19 protein-coding genes are annotated in these 21,271 nt (G+C 42.1%); 12 read left to right on the top strand and 7 right to left on the bottom strand.

The features are described 5' to 3' along the window. The first annotated feature begins 10 nt into the window (after positions 1-10). Positions 11-244, top strand: a complete 234-nt coding sequence (locus VE944_RS27600) for a hypothetical protein (RefSeq protein ID WP_229553634.1) — start codon at positions 11-13, stop codon at positions 242-244. Positions 245-674: 430 nt separating this feature from the next. On the opposite strand, the gene hemB is transcribed toward VE944_RS27600, so the two are convergent. Further along, positions 675-1,655, bottom strand: a complete 981-nt coding sequence (gene hemB / locus VE944_RS27595; RefSeq protein ID WP_109011263.1) for a porphobilinogen synthase — start codon at positions 1,653-1,655, stop codon at positions 675-677. Between the two features lie 401 nt (positions 1,656-2,056). Beyond that, positions 2,057-2,416 (bottom strand): DUF4870 domain-containing protein, encoded by a 360-nt coding sequence (locus VE944_RS27590; RefSeq protein ID WP_324984826.1) that lies wholly within the window; start codon positions 2,414-2,416, stop codon positions 2,057-2,059. 121 nt (positions 2,417-2,537) lie between these two features. Between VE944_RS27590 and prfC the strand changes: the two genes are divergently transcribed. From prfC to VE944_RS27575, 3 genes are all read left to right on the top strand, one after another. After that, positions 2,538-4,166 (top strand): peptide chain release factor 3, encoded by a 1,629-nt coding sequence (prfC, locus tag VE944_RS27585; protein ID WP_324984822.1) that lies wholly within the window; start codon positions 2,538-2,540, stop codon positions 4,164-4,166. 197 nt (positions 4,167-4,363) lie between these two features. Beyond that, a complete protein-coding gene (locus tag VE944_RS27580; RefSeq protein ID WP_324984819.1) occupies positions 4,364-6,646 on the top strand; it encodes a M48 family metalloprotease in 2,283 nt (760 codons plus the stop codon). 640 nt (positions 6,647-7,286) lie between these two features. After that, positions 7,287-7,796: an RNA recognition motif domain-containing protein gene (locus VE944_RS27575; protein ID WP_324984816.1), complete on the top strand. Its 510-nt coding sequence runs from the start codon at positions 7,287-7,289 to the stop codon at positions 7,794-7,796. Between the two features lie 199 nt (positions 7,797-7,995). On the opposite strand, the gene VE944_RS27570 is transcribed toward VE944_RS27575, so the two are convergent. Next, complete coding sequence (locus VE944_RS27570; protein ID WP_324984813.1) at positions 7,996-8,166, bottom strand: hypothetical protein; 171 nt, start codon at positions 8,164-8,166, stop codon at positions 7,996-7,998. 14 nt (positions 8,167-8,180) lie between these two features. On the opposite strand from VE944_RS27570, the gene VE944_RS27565 reads away from it, so the two are divergent. Further along, on the top strand, positions 8,181-8,621 hold the full coding sequence (locus VE944_RS27565) for a SufE family protein (protein ID WP_324984810.1): 441 nt from the start codon (positions 8,181-8,183) through the stop codon (positions 8,619-8,621). Between the two features lie 109 nt (positions 8,622-8,730). Beyond that, positions 8,731-9,645 (top strand): alpha/beta fold hydrolase, encoded by a 915-nt coding sequence (locus VE944_RS27560; protein ID WP_324984807.1) that lies wholly within the window; start codon positions 8,731-8,733, stop codon positions 9,643-9,645. 53 nt (positions 9,646-9,698) lie between these two features. On the opposite strand, the gene VE944_RS27555 is transcribed toward VE944_RS27560, so the two are convergent. After that, on the bottom strand, positions 9,699-10,646 hold the full coding sequence (locus VE944_RS27555) for an all3515 family Zur-repressed PEP-CTERM protein (RefSeq protein ID WP_324984804.1): 948 nt from the start codon (positions 10,644-10,646) through the stop codon (positions 9,699-9,701). Between the two features lie 298 nt (positions 10,647-10,944). Here VE944_RS27555 and VE944_RS27550 point away from each other — a divergent pair, with 298 nt between their 5' ends. The 4 genes from VE944_RS27550 (at position 10,945) to VE944_RS27535 (ending at position 15,517) form a co-directional block, all read left to right on the top strand. Then, positions 10,945-11,916, top strand: a complete 972-nt coding sequence (locus VE944_RS27550; protein WP_324984801.1) for a CobW family GTP-binding protein — start codon at positions 10,945-10,947, stop codon at positions 11,914-11,916. 98 nt (positions 11,917-12,014) lie between these two features. Beyond that, positions 12,015-13,076: a WD40 repeat domain-containing protein gene (locus VE944_RS27545; RefSeq protein WP_324984798.1), complete on the top strand. Its 1,062-nt coding sequence runs from the start codon at positions 12,015-12,017 to the stop codon at positions 13,074-13,076. Between the two features lie 237 nt (positions 13,077-13,313). After that, positions 13,314-13,586: a hypothetical protein gene (locus VE944_RS27540; protein WP_118169092.1), complete on the top strand. Its 273-nt coding sequence runs from the start codon at positions 13,314-13,316 to the stop codon at positions 13,584-13,586. A 329-nt stretch (positions 13,587-13,915) separates the two neighbouring features. Beyond that, positions 13,916-15,517 carry an NAD(P)H-quinone oxidoreductase subunit N gene (locus VE944_RS27535; protein WP_324984790.1) on the top strand — a complete coding sequence of 534 codons (1,602 nt, stop codon included), beginning with the start codon at positions 13,916-13,918 and terminating at the stop codon, positions 15,515-15,517. Between the two features lie 196 nt (positions 15,518-15,713). Here the strand turns inward: VE944_RS27535 and VE944_RS27530 are convergent, their stop codons facing one another. Both VE944_RS27530 and VE944_RS27525 read right to left on the bottom strand, forming a co-directional pair. Beyond that, positions 15,714-17,033, bottom strand: a complete 1,320-nt coding sequence (locus VE944_RS27530) for a hybrid sensor histidine kinase/response regulator (protein WP_324984787.1) — start codon at positions 17,031-17,033, stop codon at positions 15,714-15,716. Positions 17,034-17,910: 877 nt separating this feature from the next. Next, entirely contained in the window at positions 17,911-18,594 is a 684-nt protein-coding gene (locus VE944_RS27525) for a response regulator (RefSeq protein ID WP_324984923.1), read from the bottom strand. A gap of 330 nt (positions 18,595-18,924) precedes the next feature. On the opposite strand from VE944_RS27525, the gene lipA reads away from it, so the two are divergent. Continuing rightward, a complete protein-coding gene (gene lipA, locus VE944_RS27520; protein WP_324984784.1) occupies positions 18,925-19,860 on the top strand; it encodes a lipoyl synthase in 936 nt (311 codons plus the stop codon). Positions 19,861-20,047: 187 nt separating this feature from the next. Further along, entirely contained in the window at positions 20,048-20,188 is a 141-nt protein-coding gene (gene psaX / locus VE944_RS27515; protein ID WP_229553617.1) for a photosystem I protein PsaX, read from the top strand. A gap of 21 nt (positions 20,189-20,209) precedes the next feature. Here psaX and VE944_RS27510 read toward each other — a convergent pair whose 3' ends face one another. After that, positions 20,210-21,076: a branched-chain amino acid ABC transporter permease gene (locus VE944_RS27510; RefSeq protein WP_324984779.1), complete on the bottom strand. Its 867-nt coding sequence runs from the start codon at positions 21,074-21,076 to the stop codon at positions 20,210-20,212. Positions 21,077-21,271: the final 195 nt, after the last annotated feature.

Below are 21,271 nucleotides of genomic sequence, written 5' to 3'. Positions count from 1 at the left end.
AACCCACGCCATGAATTATCCCATTCCAGACAGTCCCCAAGAAATTGTTGCCCTACGACAACAGCCGATTGATGAAGAACTAGTTGCCAGTGCGATCGCTGGAGTAATTAAAATTGTCCGCGCTCAGGGTCAATCTTTAGAAGAATTAACCGCTCAGTTGCTAGCAGATGATCCATTGCTGGATCAGCAACAACGTCGCTGGTTGAGCCAATTAGTTGCCCAATGTTGGGAAAATTTCTCCTAAAACCTTGCATAATAATGAAGTTTTTGTCGCAGCATTAGATTTCTAGGTCTGCACCTAAATGTTCGCGATGCCTGCGGCGGGCTGCGCCTACGCATTTTAGGTATAGGAGTAACATGTCTGGAATTGGCAATTGGGTTGCTATTTTTGCATTCATGGCACAAAAGCCACTAATTAACCATATCAGCGTTTTACGTTGCTAATGAATTTTACAACGTTGTTAAATGCAAAGACCTCTGGTGCAAACCAGGGGTCTTCTTTGTGGATCAATCTTCATGCTCCTTTGATCAGCGCTTCGACACCTTAGCGGAATAACTTACGGTTTGAGCGTTCCTATAAATCCATTGCTACATCTTGCAGCAGATGTTCAGGGTGTCCACCCCGCCTCTAAACCAAACTTTTACCCGCTTGTAAGATTAGCCAGCGTTTGTCTCTACTTTAACCATCGCGCCGCATCTTTGGCGTGGTAGGTCAAAATCAAATCTGCCCCAGCCCGTTTAAACCCAGTTAAAGTTTCCATAACCACGCGCTCCTCATCAATCCAACCATTGAGAGCCGCAGCTTTTACCATCGCATACTCACCAGAAACATTGTAAGCCGCAACTGGTAAGTTACTCGCTTCTTTCACCCGCCAGATAATGTCCATGTATGCCAAAGCTGGCTTAACCATGAGCATATCCGCACCTTCAGCGATATCCAATTCAATTTCTTTAATCGCTTCGCGGGCGTTACCTGGGTCCATTTGGTAAGTTCTTCTGTCCCCAAATTGCGGTGTCGAGTCTGCTGCATCCCGAAATGGGCCATAATAACCCGAAGCATACTTAGCGGCATAAGACAAAATCGGCGTATCTTGAAATCCGGCTTCATCCAAACCCTGACGAATTGCCTGGACAAAGCCATCCATCATTCCAGAAGGCGCAATGATATCAGCACCGGCTTTCGCTTGCGAAACTGCTGTTTTTTTCAACAATTCCAGAGTTGGATCATTTAAAACTCGTCCTGTCAAATCACCAGTTTGTAAATAACCACAATGACCGTGACTGGTGTACTCACATAAACAAGTATCAGCAATTACAATCAAATCTGGCACTGCTGCTTTTACCGCAGTCGCAGCTTTTTGGACGATACCGCAATCATGCCAAGCGCCAGTGGCATCCACATCTTTATCAGCTGGAATCCCAAATAAAATAATCGAAGGAATTCCTAAGTCGTAAACTTCTTTTGCCTCTTCGACAATTTTATCTACCGAAAGTTGGTAGACTCCGGGCATCGATTTTACTTCGTTAGCGATTCCCTCACCCGGTACAGCAAATAGTGGGTAAATTAAATCGCTTGTTGTCAAAACAGTTTCACGAACCATCCGGCGCAGTTGAGGATGAGTACGCAGACGACGGGGGCGATGTGTAGGAAACATAAAATTTTATAAAGAAAAACAACGCAAATGGACACAAAACAAAGCGTCACAAAAGCAGGCTAAAATTTTCCTGCCGTCAGACAGACTACAAACAGTGCTTAACTGTCCTTTGCCCTACTCTTAATCAAGTTGTGGGGCAATTTTGTATTCTACAGCTTGGTTGCATCTATCCGACGGGCTGGAAAAAAAACAACATAGTAAGCAATTCAAAATTCAAAATGATAAAACTGTCTGTTGGCAAAATCTTGGCAAATTGAGGGTGGAAATTTAAACACAAAGTGGCGCAGAGGTAAACGCAGAGGCACGCAGAGAATTCGCTACGAATTCATGAGATGTTGTACTTACTTGGTAGCAAATAACTGACAATTAGCAATGCCTCATGCCTCATGCCCTAATTCTCATTAAAAAACTCGGAAAATATAAGGATAACGGAAGGGTATATCAGGATTGCCGAAAACTTTGATGAGCGCCCAAATTGTTAATCCCCAGTGCAATAGATATCCCAGACCGGCTAATGGCCCGAGCAATAATAGAGGTAACACTAACCAACCGAATAGAAAAAACAGCGCTCCCAGAATTCCTCCATAAAGCCAGACATTAAAGTGGAAATTAATGGATTCTTTGGCGTTTTCTTTAACAATAGGATCATCAGATACGAACAGTATGGCAATAGGTATACCTACAGATACCAATGTCGTGCTGAGAAAAATGGCTCCATGCGATAAGCCAGATAGAAGCTTTCGCTTGTCTGTGTCGTACATTGCTTTCTCCTATTTAGTCAGATTGTTGGTCATATTACGACCCTATCACGAACATCGTTGTCTTAAGATTAAAAGACTTACCATCAAAAAAAATTAAGTTAACCAACAAACAAATACACTTATGTCTACTGAACTTGAGTCTGAACTTATTCAAGCAGTTGAACTTCGCCGCAACTTTGCGATTATTTCTCACCCTGATGCAGGTAAAACTACACTAACAGAAAAACTCCTCCTGTACGGAGGTGCAATTCACGAAGCTGGGGCGGTTAAGGCGCGACGGGCACAGCGCAAAGCGACCTCTGACTGGATGGCGATGGAGCAACAACGGGGTATTTCTATTACTTCCACCGTGTTGCAATTTGAATACCGGGACTGTCAGATAAATTTATTAGACACACCAGGACACCAAGACTTCAGTGAAGATACTTATCGCACCCTTGCCGCCGCCGATAATGCAGTGATGTTGATTGATGCGGCAAAAGGTTTGGAACCCCAAACCCGCAAATTGTTTGAGGTGTGTAAGTTGCGGGGTATCCCGATTTTTACGTTTATCAACAAGCTCGATCGCCCAGGAAGAGAACCTCTGGAACTTTTGGATGAAATTGAGCAAGAATTGGGATTGCAAACCTATGCGGTAAACTGGCCGATTGGTATGGGCGATCGCTTTAAAGGTGTTTTTGATCGACATAAGCAACAGATTCACCTCTTTGAACGCAGCGCCCACGGCAGCCGAGAAGCCCGTGATACGATAGTCGAATTAACTGATCCGAGAATAGAAAATCAGTTAGAACAAAGCTTATACTACCAACTAAAAAATGATTTAGAACTGTTAGATGGAGTTGGGCCAGAGTTAGATTTGCAGCTGATACATGAAGGCAAAATGACGCCTGTGTTCTTTGGTAGCGCCATGACCAACTTTGGGGTAGAGTTATTCCTCAAGTATTTCCTCGACTATGCCCTTAAACCTGGTTCTCACTACAGCAGTGTTGGCGAAGTTGCTCCTACATACCCGGAATTCTCAGGGTTTGTCTTCAAACTGCAAGCGAACATGGACCCGAAACACCGCGATCGCGTCGCATTTATCCGGGTCTGCACTGGTAAGTTTGAAAAAGATATGATGGTGAATCACGCCCGCATTGGTAAACCCATTCGTCTTTCTCGCCCGCAAAAACTCTTTGCTCAAGAGCGAGAATCGATTGATGTGGCTTATCCTGGCGATGTGATCGGTTTGAACAATCCCGGTGTTTTTGCGATCGGGGATACAATTTACACGGGACAAAAGCTCGAATATGAGGGGATTCCGTATTTCTCGCCGGAACTGTTCGCATCTCTGAGGAATCCCAACCCCTCGAAGTCTAAACAATTCCAAAAAGGCGTTGCGGAATTGCGAGAAGAAGGTGCTGTACAAATTATGTATTCAACTGATGAAGCCAAGCGCGATCCAATTTTGGCGGCGGTGGGTCAGTTGCAATTCGAGGTGGTACAGTTTCGCTTACAAAACGAGTATGGTGTAGAAACCATACTAGATTCATTGCCCTACAGTGTCGCCCGTTGGGTTGAGGGTGGTTGGGAAGCATTAGAAAAAGTGGGACGAATATTCAATACCACTACAGTTAAAGACAGTATGGGACGGCCAGTGTTGCTATTCCGCAATGAATGGAATTGTCAACAATTACTGGGCGACCATCCAGAGTTAAAATTAAGCGCGATCGCTCCAGTTTTTTCTAGTCAACAACCAGTGGAAGAATGAAGAAGAATACAGAATCCAGAATTCAGAATTAGTCCTACAAAATAGCTAACTGAATTCTGACTCCTGACTCCTGGATTCAATCTTTATCATTCACTTGACAAGCAAAACTTGGGCGCGGTTGATTTCCACGGTATCCGAGGTTCGCGCTTTTGCACAAACGTGGATCACTTAGAAGAGATTGGAGTGCCAGAATTTGTATGCCTTCACATGCCAAACCGTCTTTGGAGGCTGGTTTAGTTGCCCTCAAGCAGGGAAATTACCAAACCGCGATCGCTCAACTAGAACCTATTGCTAGCAGCCATAATGGTACTGCTAGCTTACAAGCCCAGGTTGGTTTAGTGATGGCTTATGCACGAATTGGAGAAGCCTCCAAAGCGATCACTATTTCTCAGAATCTCATTGAGAGTAACAATCCGCAAGTTCAAGAGTGGGCAACACGCGCTCTCGAACACCTAACAAAACGCCAAAAACGCGATCAAGAATCAAAAAATGTCGAAACTGGATTTGTTGCTTTTAATAATTCAACGCCAGATTCAACGCCAGATTCAACCCCAGTTACTCCCCGGGAAACTCCTACATTAGAGGAACCAAAACATCAAGTAATAGAAACTAAGAGCAACAACACCCCGTCGATGGTGCCACTAGCTAAACTCAAAGCTACAGTAGCGACACCACCGCCACCGCCACCGCCAGCAGCAGGCTCTGTACCCTTAAGCGGCTTCATGGGTTCTGTTACCCGCACCCAAGCTAAATTATTCGGCGTTATTTATTGGCGACAAGCACAACGCGCCAGAGCATGGCAACCCCTACGCAAACCGAAATTAATTCCTTTGCGGCTGCTGACAGCAGGAACATTCATCGCTCTGTTTTGGGTGATCCGAGAAATGCTCAAGTTCGCAATGGGATTCATCAACCAGAGTTTAGTCAAACTACCTTATCTGGAGCCATTGCAGCTTTTATACAGCAACCCTACTAAATTGTTGCTAATAGTATTGGTGATTTTGATCGGAGTATCACCTTGGTTGTTGGATTTGCTACTGGCGAACTTGTATGGCCAACGAGAATTTCCTAAAGATGTATTGAATGCCCATAGCCGCGAAGCTGTTCGGGTGCTACAACGTTGTTGCCAACAGAGGCACTGGCCGTTACCCAAACTGCGGATTTTACCAATGGCTGCACCAATTATCCTGACTTACGGTAGTTTACCACGTAATGCCAGGATTGTTGTAAGTCAGGGGCTATTAGAGCAACTAGCTGATGATGAAATCGCCATTATCTACGCCACGCAGCTAGGGCATATTGCTCACTGGGATTTTGCTGTGATGTCTTTGTTGCTGCTGGTCACACTACCAATTCATCAGCTATATCAGCAAGTGTCGAACTGGGGAGATAAAATATCAGGGATTTGGCGCTATCCGGTGACAATTCTGGCTAGTATCGTTTATGGAGTTTGGTGTTTGCTGACTGGGACTGCATTGTGGTTGTCACGGTTGCGGCTTTATTATAGCGATCGCATTGCCTCTGAAATTACTGGTAATCCCAATGCCCTGATTCGCGCTTTACTCAAAATCGCCATTGGCATTGCAGCTGATATCCAAAAAGAGGAAAAAACTAGTTGGCAACTAGAAAGCTTAAATCTCCTGACACCAGTCAGCCACCAACAGAGCCTTTCTTTGGGAACTATTGCCAGCAATCTATCTTTTGAAGCCTTTTTGAAGTGGGATACTGCCAATCCCTATCGCCGATGGTTTACAATTAATAACAGTCATCCCTTGATGGGCGATCGCATCGAACGCCTCTGCCAAATAGCCCGTCACTGGCATCTAGACACCGAACTACATTTTGCAAGCGAACCATTAAAAGTTAAGCGTCAGTCTTTCTTATTACAAATCGCTCCTTGGTTAGGAATTCCTCTAGGGATTCTGTTTGCAGCTTTCGTCTGGCTAACGTGGCAACTAGCATTCGCACTCAAGTTTTTAAATCTAAAGTGGATATATGAAGATTGGTCTTTCATTACAGGCTGCCTTCTAATTGGCTTTAGCATCGGTACAGTGATGCGGATTAATTCTTTCTTCCCCGATATTAAACCTGCCACTGTGCAAACTGACGATTACCTACCCAATCTATTAGCTGATCCTTCTGCCTTACCAATTGATAGCATCAGCGTGCGTCTTGTGGGTAAATTATTAGGTCGTCAAGGCACTAGTAACTCCCTAGCGCAAGATTTAATCCTTCAATCCAGCGCAGGTTTAGTGAAATTACACCACATTTCCTGGCTAGGACAAGTCAATCACCAGGATCTAATTGGTAGGCAAATTATCGTCACAGGTTGGTTTCGGCGAGGAGCAACACCTTGGATCGATATCCAAACCCTGGAAACTCAAAGTGGTAAAACCCTTCATAGCCCTCATCCCATTTGGTCTACTTTTTTAGCAGTTGCAGCACAGGCTTGGGGCGCATACATTTTTCTCACTAGTTAGTTATTGGGCATTTGTCATTAGTCATTAGCAAAGGACAAAGGACAAATCGGAATGTAAACAAAAGTTGCAGGTTTTCTTTAAAAATGTTACATTTATTTACACAAACAATAGTAAGCGACATAACTCAGCACTACAGCTTAGTTGTGAACTCGGATGCTTTTCCCCCCGCTCTATACCTTTTTCCTCCCAACACAGCAGGAAATTAACCAGCCAGTGGCTGGTTTTTGTTTCAAAATATGCTCCCTTGAAACAAAAAATGTGTTTTATGTTACGATGAAGTAATACTAACGTCGGAAATGTATGCGCTAAACTAGCTACGTAGAAAATACCGTGGTAATGTAAGGAATGGTATTTGATTCTGCGAAAAAAGGCATGGAAAAAAGCGTGTACTTTAGCAGGCAATAGGCTATTAAATTTACAATTCTTAGAATTAAGGTGTTATTAGCTCACCATAGTGTGGGCCTTTAGATTAAACAAGCTTGATCCCGACGAAAAACTGTATTGTTGTATAGGTTGACAGTCTCAAGCAAAAAAATTGGTTGATGTAGTCTTGGTCAATAGCATCTATTTAATTAAAAGCCAAAGCCAAGTGATTGTTTTCTTGCCTTGCCATGTTCATTTAACTCTGGAGGTATAGTTCATGTCCATTCGCCTATATATAGGTAATTTGCCTAAAGAAGAAATAGATCGTCAGGATCTGCAAGCAGTTTTTGCAGCAGAAGGTGATGCTGTAACTACTAAATTAATTAAAGACCGTAAAACTGGCAAATGCCGTGGTTTCGGTTTTCTTACAGTTAACAACGACGAGCAAGCTGACGAAATTATTGAAAAATATAATGGTCAGATGTTTAAAGATACTCCCATTAAGCTAGAGAAGGCATTACCTCGGACAAAAGGTGATGAGGGCGAGGAGCAAGCTCCCAAACCAGTTACTGCTGCTAGTAGTACCCCTACTCCTATGCCTACTAGAGAAGGTAGCCGCCGCGAGAAAAGCTCTAAGAAGCCTCGTCGTGGCTCAGGTGGCGGCGGCGGTTCTCGTGAAAACAACAACACCACAACCACCGATTCAGACGCTATTCGTCCAGATCCTCGTTGGGCTTCGGAATTAGAAAAGCTGAAGCAGATGCTAGCTGCACAAACTACGAATTAATCCTTATAGGGAGAGAAATTAAAAATTAAAAGTCAGAATTTTTTTGATTTTTAATTTTTAATTGTTGATTATCACCTGGCTGCTTAGTTAAAAGCTACTTGCAGCTATTTTTGTAAGTGCATATCGATACAACATAACTTGTATAGAGTTGCTGTTAAAACCTGCTTATAAAAAAATTAAGTTTTTGCGATTAGACGCATTAAAAAGGTAACTGAAGATAAGTGCGATACCTACGGCGGGCTGCGCCTACACAGGAATTGTCTGGATTTGACAAGTTATTATAGTCAATAATGGCTAGCTTCATACTGCCAAGAGAACCAGAGGCGCTATCGCTCTTCAGATAATTTACACTCAAGGTAAGACCGATCATTTGCAGCTTCTGTTATGTCCTCAACTCTAGATTCTTTGCCACCTGCGCTTGCTAAAATTGTCCAGCGCTTTCAACGATCAACCGACCAAAGAAGACGTACTGAACAGCTAATTGGCTACGGTAAGAAGCTGAAGGATTTTCCAGAAGCTGATAAAGTACCGGAAAATAAAGTTCCTGGTTGCGTTTCTCAAGTTTACATCACTGCTTCACTCAATGATGATAAGGTCGTATTCTGTGCTGACTCAGATGCTCTCATAAGCAAAGGGATGGTTGGTCTTTTAATTGAAGGATTAAATGGCCTAACTCCAACAGAAATATTACAAGTGACTCCAGATTTTATTCAAGAAACAGGCTTAAACGTTAGTCTGACAGCTTCCCGCGCTAATGGATTTTATAACATTTTTAGAACCATGCAAAAAAAAGCGTTGGAATGTAAGTTAGATTTGCCTAGCTAAACTTGGTTATTGGTCATTAGTCATTTAGTCATTGGTCATTAGTCATTTGCAAAGGACAAATGACAACTGACAAAGGACAAATAAGGTACAACTACCAAAATTTAGTCTCATGTCAACAAATTTATTATCTACCCCTGCTGCTACCGGCTTTGGTGGAGTAGTTCAAGAATATCTCTGGAACTGGGAAAATCAGCAATTGCGCGTTGTTTATGAAACCCTCGGTAAAGGTTCACCGCTATTGCTGCTACCATCTTTCAGCAGTGTTTCAACGCGTTTGGAAATGGGCGAACTTGCTAGGCTACTAGCTCCCCATTTTCAAGTTGTAGCAATAGACTGGCCTGGATTTGGTGAATCATCTCGCCCTAGTTTGAATTACCGTCCAGAAATATATCAGCAATTTCTGGAAGATTTTATCAAAGCTGTTTTTAATACTCCCATTACTGTGGTGGCGGCTGGTCATGCTGCTAGCTACGTTTTACAATTAGCTGTCAAACAAGCTGCTGCTTTCTCACGAATTTTGTTGTTAGCTCCTACTTGGCGTGGGCCTTTACCGACAATGGGAGCAAGTCAGCAAATAGCTGGCATTGTGAGAGAATTGGTGCGATCGCCTATACTTGGTCAAGCTCTCTACAAACTCAACACTACCCCATCCTTCTTAAGTTTGATGTATCGCCGTCATGTATTTACTGATGCGGCTAAAATTACACCCAGTTTCATCGAGAAAAAATGGCAAACAACTCAACAACCAGGAGCGCGATTTGCATCTGCTGCCTTTGTAACTGGTAATCTCGATGCTGTACACGAACAATCTGATTTTCTGAAACTTGTGCAGTCTCTAACTGTACCGCTCATGGTCGTAATTGGAGAATCTAGCCCCCCCAAATCACGAGAAGAGATGAACGCTTTAGTAACCTTACCAGGAGTGAGAAGCGTTGTTATCCCTGGTTCTCTGGGACTACATGAAGAATACCCAGCAGTTGTTTTAGAAGCAGTTCAAGATTTTTTGTTCTCCTCAGAAAATTAAATCGTCGCACCAAGACGCAAAGAATCATTTTGCACCTTGGTGCGAGATTAAGATTAGTTCAACCTACTGCGAGTAAGTTTTTGCAAGCGAGATAGAGAAAGCGCTAGTAAACCGACTATACCAAGACCAAGAACAGTTGAGGACTCAGGCACTGCCTTGACTTCAAAATCAAAATTGAAAGTGCCGGACTCTTTAAAGGGAATACGGTGATTATCAGTGCCTAAATCTACTAACTTAAATGATGCAGAATAAGTTCCTAGTGGTGCAGCAGCTTCAGTCCAAAAAGTAGGGGTGAACGAAAAATTATCACCACTGCCGATTGTGTAGATATCGCCTACTGACTTGACAATATCAACGCCTGCTGAATCACCAATATTCAATCCACTGCTAATTGAGGCTAATTGTAAACCAATATTTGCACCCTCAAGAGACGACTGCCAACGACCATTAGAGCTATTTAACAAATACTGGTTGTCTAATTCTTTTGAAGTTTTGAGAGACGCTATAGGTTCTATTGTGAGATTGCTATATTCATTGTCTGTTGGAGTACTAATCAAGCGACCAGTATAGAACCCTGTGCCAGGTAATAATGTTAACGGTGGTTGTTCTGAGTAAGACTCAGGAATTCGGTTATTTGTATTGGTTGGGTTAATAGTTGGGTTATCTAAAGAACCTGAGTAGCTATAAGTACCAATACCGTGGAAATGGCTAGATTCCGGCGTGTCTTCATCCCTGTGTGCAAAGAGAAGGGTCAAACGATTATAGTTAGGGTTCTCCAAACCTGCGTATGTCCCTGTAGAGAGAACCTCCAAACCATCTAACCCAATGTAAAAACCTGTTTCATCCGAATGATTATGAGTATCATCAGCTTGTGCCGGGGCTATTGCGGTAGATAAAACCAACGGTGCAAAGATAAAAAAGCTGACTGCAATAGACGCAGATGCTTGTCCTGCTTGAGTTAATTGCTTTCTCAAGTCGGTAGTATTTTTTGAAACCACCATCCTACTCCATCAAAGTATAATTTTTTTCTTTAAGATAATGATTATCATTATACTAGTAGAATTGTCAAGGTACTAACCTGCGACTTACCGCAGGTTGTTGGCTTGTATGCAATATTGCCAGCCAACTTTTGAATATCTATTACTTATTACAGATGCATAAAAATAAAATGTTTGGTTATTAAATTATGTAATTATTTTGCTGAAACCCAAAATAATAGTAAGTTCGCACAAAAATATAAAAAGATTTATGATATGTGATAATGATTATCCATAAGGTGAGACAAGAGGAATTTAGAGTATGGTGGCTGACGTAATCAACAATTCAGTTCCCGTTACTGTTCTTACAGGCTATTTGGGAGCAGGTAAAACGACTCTACTCAATCACATCCTCACCTACGAACACGGCAAGAAAGTTGCTGTGATTGTCAATGAATTTGGGGAAGTGGGTATTGATAATCAATTGATTATCGATGCAGATGAAGAAATTTTTGAAATGAATAATGGCTGTATCTGTTGTACAGTGCGCGGCGATTTAATTCGCATCATTGGTAATTTGATGAAGCGACGCGATAAATTTGACCATTTAGTAATTGAAACAACTGGATTAGCCGATCCTGCACCAGTGATTCAGACATTTTTTGTTGATGAAGATTTACAAAGCCAACTGTCTTTAGATGCAGTGGTGACAGTCGTAGATGCCAAGCACATCTCGCAGCACTGGGATGCAGACGAAGCACAAGAACAGATTGCCTTTGCCGATGTAATTTTACTTAATAAAACAGATTTGGTAGCACCAGAAGAGTTGGATGAATTAGAAAAACGGATTCGGGCGATGAATGCGATCGCAAAAATCTACCGTACCCAAAATTCTGAACTCGGAATGGATGCTTTATTAGGTGTAAAAGCCTTTGATTTAGATCGTGCATTAGAAATTGACCCAGATTTCTTAGGCGAAGATGCTCACGTACACGATGAAAGCGTCTTTTCTGTAGCTTTAGTAGAAGCAGGTGCAGTCGATGGAGAAAAATTAAATACTTGGCTTTCGGAGTTACTGCGTACCCAAGGGACAGATATCTTTCGGATGAAAGGCATTTTAAATATTGCTGGAGAAGATAATCGATTTGTCTTTCAAGGAGTACACATGATATTTGATGGCAAACCCGATCGCCCCTGGAAAGCAAGCGAAACCCCCAAAAACGAACTAGTATTCATCGGCCGCAACCTTGATGCAGCCCAACTCAAGCAAGATTTTCTCGCTTGTTTAGCATAAATAGGGGATTGGGGACTGGGGATTGGAAAAAATTCACTCCCTAGTTTCGAGTCTTTAGTTTCCAGCCCCTAGTCCCCAGTACCCAGTACCCAATAACTATGAACACCACAACCAGCAAATCTAAGGAATTTGAACAACACTATTCGGGGACACTTTCAGATTATGTAACTGCGATCGCTTGGTCGCCACAAGGTCAAACTTTAGCAGCAACTTCCGCCGCCGGTGAAGTAGTTTTGTGGAATGATGGCGAACTTACAAGTTTACAAACTGGTAACGGTAAATCTGTAGACTGTCTAGCTTTTTCACCAGATGGAAAATTTTTAGCCGTTGGTGGACAAGATGGACAGGTGAAAATTTGGCGCGATACTGAATTAATCGCCACCTTGGAAAATGCCCCCGCATGGGTTGACAAGCTAGCTTGGAATTACACTAGTAACCAACTGGCTTTTAGTTTGGGGCGTTACGTCCAAGTTTGGGATGCAGATACTCGTGAAATTGTCGTAACGCTGAATTTCGACAACTCTTCAGTACTGGGTATAGATTGGCGTATTGACGGACAATACTTAGCTATTAGTGGTTATAAGGGAGTCAAAATTTGGCATAGTCAAAACTGGGATGAAGAACCATACAACCTAGATATGACTACTGTCAGTGTAGCGATGGCTTGGTCGCCCGATGGCAAATTCCTCGCTTCTGGTAACATGGATCGTAGCGTCACCGTTTTAGAATGGAACAACCCCGATCCTTGGGTAATGCGTGGCTTCCCTGGTAAAATTCGTCAATTGGCATGGTCAGAAGCTACCACGAAACTAGGTGCGCCAATACTAGCATCTTCTAGCGTTGAAGGTATTGTGGTGTGGGAAAAACTAGAGGATGATTCTTTAGGTTGGGAAGCACGAGTATTAACAAATCATGTGGGCGTGATTAATGCGATCGCCTTTGCACCTAAAAGCTTCCTTCTCGCTTCTGCTGCTGCTGATGGCTGGCTGTGTTTGTGGAACAAAGCCAAGGAAGTATCCCAAATTATCACAGGTGTCTCAGCAGGATTTTCCACCCTAGCTTGGCATCCCCAAGGGAAGTTACTGGCCGCAGGCGGTGAACAGGGCGAATTAGTTATATGGTCAAAAGTTTTGCGGGGTCAAGGATTCGGGCGTAGTTAAAATAATTCGTAATTCGTAATTCGTAATTCGTAATTAAAGACTATTACATCAAAGTATTTATACGCAGACCGAAAAAAAGCGTCATTTATAGACGTTGGCGTTGACCTCTCCCCTTTGGGAGAAAGGTAATTAAACCCAACAATTACGAACTACGAATTACGAATTACGAATTATTAAAGTTGAAGATGGTCAAGTTATTAGCTATGCTGTATCAGCAAAGGTATCTTTGTGTAAATTATGAACATTGTCAAACTGATTTTACTTGCCTGTCCCGCATTTTTGGTATCCATGCTGTTGGTAGTCAATCCAGCACACGCATCCAGCCTGAAATCTGCTTATGCTACCCAAATTATGACGGTAGTATCTACACAACAAATTCCTGATCTGGCAACACCACATTTGATTCAAACATCTAATCCGATTATTGATCAACTTGGTTGCAATTGTGCCAACTGTGTACAGTCTAAATTTCAGTCGCTACAAGGCAAGCTGCCATCAGTAGGTTTTTAATAAACTTACGAGTTATGAATATTGTAGGGGCACAGCAATGCTGTGTCCTTATTAATTTTATGAGCTTTTTGTCCGTGGCGATCGCCCTGGTTACGGCATAATTATTTATGATCTTCGCAAAAGGTCACGCCTGAAAAACGAGGTAGGAAAGCTGTTAGGTGAATTCCTAGATACTGAGAAAGCTGCTGGGAAGGCAGTCAAGTTGGTGCAATCGTCATCTGCACCCAAGCTGTTAAGCTCTTGTTAAAAGAGCTAGTCTGGGGGTTAGAAAACTTGCTAGAGTGAACAGAGTTAGCCTTAATGTCTAATCCCCAAAACCTATACATCTCATGGATTTTGCTAATATTGCATCCCAGCTAAACGCTGGAACGATTTTGCCAGAGGGGATTGTTATTCTCACCCTCTTGGGGGTTTTGATTGTTGATTTGATTTTGGGGCGTACATCCGCACGCTGGATTGGATATCTAGCGATCGCAGGTTTATTTGCTTCGATTATCGCCCTATATTTTCAATGGGACTCTCCCAATCCCATCGGTTTTACCGGTAGCTTTAACGGTGATGACCTGAGTATTGTCTTTCGCGGTATTATCGCCTTATCTGCGATCGCGACTATACTGATGTCAATTCGCTACGTTGAACAGAGCGGCACTCCTTTAGCAGAATTCATCGCTATTTTGCTGAGTGCTACTTTGGGAGGAATGTTTTTATCCGGGGCTAGTGAGTTGGTGATGATTTTCATCTCCCTAGAAACCCTGAGTATCTCTTCTTATCTGTTGACAGGTTATACCAAGCGTGACCCCCGCTCCAATGAAGCGGCGCTGAAATACTTGTTAATTGGAGCTTCCAGCACGGCAGTATTTTTGTACGGTGTATCACTGCTGTATGGACTATCTGGAGGACAAACTGAACTAAGTGCGATCGCTAATGGCATTGCTACAGCTAAAGTCGGTCAATCTTTAGGTTTAGTGATTGCGTTGGTTTTTGCGATCGCAGGTATTGGCTTCAAAATCTCCGCAGCACCCTTCCACCAGTGGACACCAGATGTTTACGAAGGCGCTCCCACCCCAGTCATCGCCTTTTTATCAGTCGGTTCCAAAGCAGCTGGGTTTGCCCTAGCCATCCGCTTGCTGACAACAGCCTTCCCCTTAGTTGCTGAAGAGTGGAGATTTGTCTTCACTGCTCTGGCCGTTCTGAGTATGATCTTGGGTAACGTAGTCGCCCTAGCCCAAACCACCATGAAACGGATGCTAGCTTATTCATCTATCGCCCAAGCTGGGTTTGTGATGATTGGCTTGATTGCTGGTACACAAGCGGGCTATGCCAGTATGATATTCTACCTACTGGTTTACCTGTTCATGAACCTGTGCGGCTTTACCTGCATCATCCTGTTCTCACTGCGAACGGGAACTGACCAGATTGCTGAGTACTCTGGTTTATATCAAAAAGACCCACTCTTAACACTGGGCTTGAGTATCTCCCTGCTTTCCTTGGGTGGTATTCCACCATTGGCTGGGTTTTTCGGCAAGATTTACTTATTCTGGGCTGGTTGGCAAGCAGGTCTTTATTGGTTAGTCTTGCTGGGCTTAGTTACCACCGTCGTCTCCATCTACTACTACATTCGTGTAGTCAAGATGATGGTAGTCAAAGAACCCCATGAAATGTCCGACTCGGTAAAGAATTATCCACAAGTGCGTTGGGATTTGCCTGGACTAAGACCTTTGCAGGTCGGGTTGGTGGTAACATTAATTGCCACTTCCATAGCAGGGATTTTGTCAAATCCACTGTTTACATTGGCGAACAATTCCATCTCCAATACCCCAATTTTGCAAGCAACAATCAACACTAATGTAAAGGCAGAAAATCCACTGTTACCAAAGTTAGATTCGGTTAGTCAGTCTCAACCCTCAGTTGATTCTACCGCTAAGATTTAACCGAGTCTCAACCAAACTTTTTACTTAAAGAAACGCCTATTTGGTAATAAGCAAATAGGCGTTTCTGTTTAATAACACAAAATAAAATTTCTAAGTTGCAGCAGAATTAAGAAGCAAAACAGGCTTAATATGTAAATAATATTACTAATAAATCATGTAAATTTATCTATATGGAGAATGATTTTTGCTATGATTTTCAAATAGGAAGCTTAATGATGAACTCTGAACCTTGTCCTGGTGCTGAATTTACTTCCAGAGTTCCTCCATGTTTCTCGACAACAATTTGACGAGCAATTGATAATCCTAATCCTGTGCCTTGACCCACAGGTTTAGTGGTGAATAAATGATCAAAGATTTTTTGCTGGACATCAGGTGACATTCCCACGCCATTATCTTTAATCCGAATCAAAATATGTTTTTTGTTTACAGTGAGGCTAGTCTGAATCAATACTTGATTGGGATTTGCTTCAATCTCAATATAGGTGCGCCCTACATTAGACTCCTCTAAAGCATCAATAGCATTAGCTAATAAGTTCATAAATACCTGATTTAGTTGTCCGATAAAGCATTCTATTTCTGGCAAATTATCGTAATCTCTAATTACTTGAATATCGGGATGATCCTCAGATGCTTTTAAGCGATGTTTGAGAATCATGATTGTGCTGTCAATGCCATCATGAATGTTGCAAGAAACTTTGCGATCGCTATCTGCTCGAGAAAAGTTTCTCAGACTGATACTAATGTCGCGAATGCGCTGAACACCCTCTTTCATTGAGGATATTAAATTAGGTAGATCGGCAAGCATATACTTCAAATCTATTGCTGCAATTTCCTCTTTAATTTCTGGAACCGGATTAGGATAATGCTGCTGATAGAGGTTAATGATATTAATCATGTCTTGAAAATATGCTGAAGCATGTTGGAGATTGCCATGAATAAAACCAACAGGATTATTAATTTCATGAGCAACTCCTGCTACTAATTCACCAAGGGCAGACATTTTTTCTGTCTGTACAAGCTGAAGTTGAGACTCTTGTAAGTCTTTTAATGCCCTAGACAACGCTGCTGTCCTTTCTGTAACTCGTTTTTCTAAATTTTTTGTGAGATTTCGTAATTGAAGATGGGTTTTAATTCTAGCTAATAATTCTTCTTCATGAAAAGGCTTGGTAATGTAATCAACTGCGCCTATATTTAGACCTTTTACTTTACTGTCAGTATCAGAATCCGCCGTCATAAAAATTACCGGAATATCACAAGTAGCTGAGTTTTGTTTCAGTCTTTTGCAGGTTTCAAACCCATCTATACCCGGCATCACTACATCTAATAAAATTAAATCAGGGGGGTTATATTCAACTTGCTTGATTGCATTTTCTCCATTATTTTCTGTAGTAACGTTAAAACCTACATTAGTTAATATGTTAAAGACAATTTCTAAGTTTGTAGTAGTATCATCTACCACTAAAATTAAACTATCTTCTGATAAATCAAGGGTTTTTATATCTGTCTTGTAATTCATGTATTTAACTGAATTTAACTCCTTGTTATTTATTCACTATTGGCTCTGCGATCGCAGCTAAGTCACCTTTGTTTTATTGGCGGACTGACTGACAAATTTTTAGCCTAATAATCCTATAGTTCCCAAAAAATCTGACAACAGCAACATTCTCACATTAAATTGTTCTATACGACTGCGGGGGCGATCGCTACAGTATGAATATGAAGCGCCAATCTTCATTTTGACTACAGATGAACATCCTGTTTAATGAAGGCGAGTGGCTTTAAATTAGTTATTATTACTCTTGTCTTTTGAAAAAAGTAGTGTCAACTCAAAACAATTTTGCTATTGAACAATATTTTTAATGAAGGCGATTGTTATCAAGTGAGTTATTAATACTCTTGTTGTTTCATACAAGTAGTATGTTTTTTATAAAAATAATCAGCTACACACCCTACATACAGCATGGTTTATTTACGTAGTTTACCGCCGTAGGCATCGCAGGATAATTTAGAAAAGCCTGAAACAACCTCAAAATCGTTAATTCACATCACGATGCATTTTTACAGGGTGTAAGTCTTACAAATAAAAAAAAGCCTGCCGTTCTCCTTAGATTAAGAGCAAACTACGGCAGGTTTTGTGGGTATTGGGCTGCTTTTCTAGACTGTCAACCTCTTCTTTTGCGAAGACGCTGTTCGCGTTCGGGGAATTCAAAATTCAAAATTTATAGAAGTGCAGATAATTGCTAGTTATGTTTTCCTGCTTTTGAATTTTGTTTTCAAAGATGATTTCGCAACATAAGTATTTTTGAACTAACTATTTTTACCCGCTTTTAATGGGACACCCGTTATCATAAACGGGGTATTTTTAGCTGCGATAATAATAATGAGTACAAATGCTACTTAATTTTTTGTTTAATAAAGGTCACAACCTGAGTAAGCTGTTTCTTCAAGCCATCGATTTCAGCTTGCATTTTGACAATTTTCTCATTCAATGCACTAATTTCTGCGTTGGAGGCTCCTCCGGCAGTAGGGGTTGCGTTGCTTGCCGCCGTAGGCATCGCAGTATTTACAGCACTAGGAGCTGCTACTGTAGCAGTAGTTACAGCACTAGGGGCTGCTACTGTAGCAGTAGTTACACCAGAAGTTGCGACTGTACCTTTTTTGACAGTAACTGCTCCTACTGGCACTAGTTCTGGGCGTGGCTGTTTCGCCTTGGTCATAGCTAACTTAATTGCGTTAATTAGTTGCTTCTGATCAAAAGGCTTACCCAGAAATTCAAAGTATTCAAAGGGTTCTGTAATTTTTTCAGTCACCTCTTCCTTGCGACCAGACATGATTACCAAAGGAATTTTCCTTAATTCAGGATCGGCTTGAACTTTCTGGAAAACCTCCCAGCCACTCATTTTAGGCAACAGGAAATCCAGCATAATCAGGCTGAGTTTTTCCTGAAGAATGAAATTTAGTCCTTCCAAACCATCTTTTGCTTCCAGTACCTCAAAATTGCCCGGAGGCAACATTTCTCGTACCTTTACCCTGACAACTGTAGTGTCATCGATAACTAAAATCTTGTTGCTTGCCACGGCTGTTTGCTCTAACAGAAACTTTAAGTGTAAATAGCGGCTTTGCCGATTGTCATTGAGAATTCCCCCACTATATACAAAATTTTTAGCAATTGGGGGATAGTATATTTCGGTATAAATGACATTGCTACAGGTGTTTTGCAAAACTTTTGCTTATGCTATTTTCAATTTGTGTCATGGTGATATTTAAGGCTCTAGCTCTGTTCTAGGGCATAAAAGACATGCTGGTACTGAGACATGGGGACTTCATTAAGAGCATCCCCACGTCTATTCTTATCTATTGTTAATTAACAGACCGTTACTTTATATCCGTATCTTGCTTAGATGTCTATGATTTCGTCACAACGAGCCGAACTAAAGTCTGAAATTACGGCAATGCCTAGCTGGTTACGTCGTCCTATTGGCAAAGCCAGTGAAATCTCTACCGTACAACGCATTATTAAGCAGCGCCAAATTCACACGATTTGCGAAGAAGGGCGCTGTCCCAACCGGGGGGAGTGTTATGCCCAAAAAACTGCAACTTTCTTACTAATGGGGCCTACTTGCACACGCTCTTGTGCTTTCTGTCAAGTAGATAAAGGTCATGCACCCATGCCTCTTGATTTAGAGGAACCCCAAAAGGTAGCACAGGCGGTGCAGCTTTTGGGATTGCGTTATGTGGTGCTGACTTCTGTAGCCCGTGATGACTTGCCCGATCAAGGTGCAGGGCACTTTGTAGAAACGATCGCGACTATCCGCCAATTGAACCCAGAGACTCAAATCGAAGTGCTGACCCCTGATTTTTGGGGTGGTGCTAGTGTTGGGGAATCAGGTCAACGCCAGCGAATAGCCATGATTGTAAAGGCCAAACCAGCTTGTTTCAATCACAATATCGAGACAGTAAAACGGTTAACTGGGCCAGTGCGCCGGGGAGCCAAATATGATCGCTCCCTTTCGGTACTAGCTATGGTCAAAGAAATCGATCCGACAATTCCCACCAAATCAGGTTTGATGCTGGGACACGGAGAAACACTTGATGAAGTCGTTGAAACAATGGCTGATCTAAGGGCTGTGGGGTGCGATCGCTTGACTATCGGGCAGTATATGCGTCCAACTCTTGAACATCTGCCAGTCCAAAAATATTGGACTCCAGAGGAATTTGATCAACTAGGCAGATTAGCATGGGAAATGGGATTCAATCATGTTCGTTCTGGGCCTCTGGTTCGCAGTTCCTATCATGCTGGAGAGGAGGGAGTGGGGAGTGGGGAGTCGGGAGTCGGGGGATGAGGGAGCAGGGGAGACAGGGGGAGCAGGGGAAGAAATAACCAATTGCCCAATACCCAGTTCCCATTCCCCATTCCCTATTCTCCACTCCCCAATTTCCAACTTCACACAAATATTCTTAAAGAATTTGAATATTTGGTACACCAGTTTGGTATTTCTTAAAAAGTCATGACATTAGGAGAATCGCATTATGACTGCAAAAACGACGAAGAATTTACCAGTTGCCGACAGTGGAGCTAAACCTCCCTACGCCTTTCGCACAGGCTGGGCACTGTTCTTGTTAGCTATTAATTTTGTGGTAGCAGCCTTCTATTTCCACATTATTGAGTAGTTAGAAGTGGAGTGGTGCTGCTCAAATCGTTCCTTTGAATAAACCTTTGGGACGAATGAGCAGCACCAAAATCATGATTAACAGCGCTACACCTTGTTTGTACTGTGAACCCAGCCAAGGAGTGCTGATTTCTTGGACGATGCCAATGATAAAAGCTGCTGCGATCGCACCGTAAGGGTTGCCAATCCCACCAAGAATTACTGAAGCAAATAATGGTAAAATTAAAAACCATCCCATATTGGGGCGCACGGCTGTAATCAGCCCATACATACTGCCGCCCAAGGATGTAAGACTACCAGCAATTACCCAAGTCCATAAAATTACTCGGTCAACATTGATACCTGAAACTCTGGCTAAGTCCAGATCGTCGGCAACTGCTCGCATCGCTTTACCAATTTTGGTATTTTGCAGCAGATAATGCAGTGCCAAAATTGCTAACACCGCCAAACCCAATACCAATAATTGATTTTGCGGCACCTTTAAACCCGCGATGTCTAAAGCTGGCGTAACAGGTAAATTATAATTTTGGTTCTTGCCACCCCAGATAAAAATAATACCGTTGCGAAGAAATAAGGCAAGTCCGATAGAAATAATAATCAGCGTAGTAGAAGTAGCACGGATAGAGCGCATCTTTGACCACAGTAACTTTTCTGATAACAGCATTGCTGCTACTGTTCCCACCGCCGCCAGGATCATCGACAGCCAAATATTGACTCCAATAGTGTTTATCAGCCAAGTCAGATAGGCTCCAAGAGTGAGAAAATCACCATGAGCAAAGTTAGATAGCCGTAAAATTCCGTAGGTAAGAGTGAGTCCGACTGCTGCTAGAGCAATAATGCTCCCCACCGCAATTCCATTAACGATTAATTGGGCGAATTGTGTATCCATAAGCCTTACGTTGCTTTAAAAAAATTTACGTCAGTGGTTCGTATAATAATTTTTTTAGAAGAGATGCTAAATTTAACATCATAAGTTATGGTTTATAACAACATATAGTTATGGTTTATAAATAAAAAAGAATTGTCAGTTAATATACATAGAATCCTCTTCGGATTCTTATGCGAAGCTAAACTATTTCAACGG

Source organism: Nostoc sp. (genome assembly GCF_035638895.1).
Taxonomy (GTDB): domain Bacteria; phylum Cyanobacteriota; class Cyanobacteriia; order Cyanobacteriales; family Nostocaceae; genus Nostoc.
This window is presented reverse-complemented; position numbering and strand designations above follow the sequence as displayed.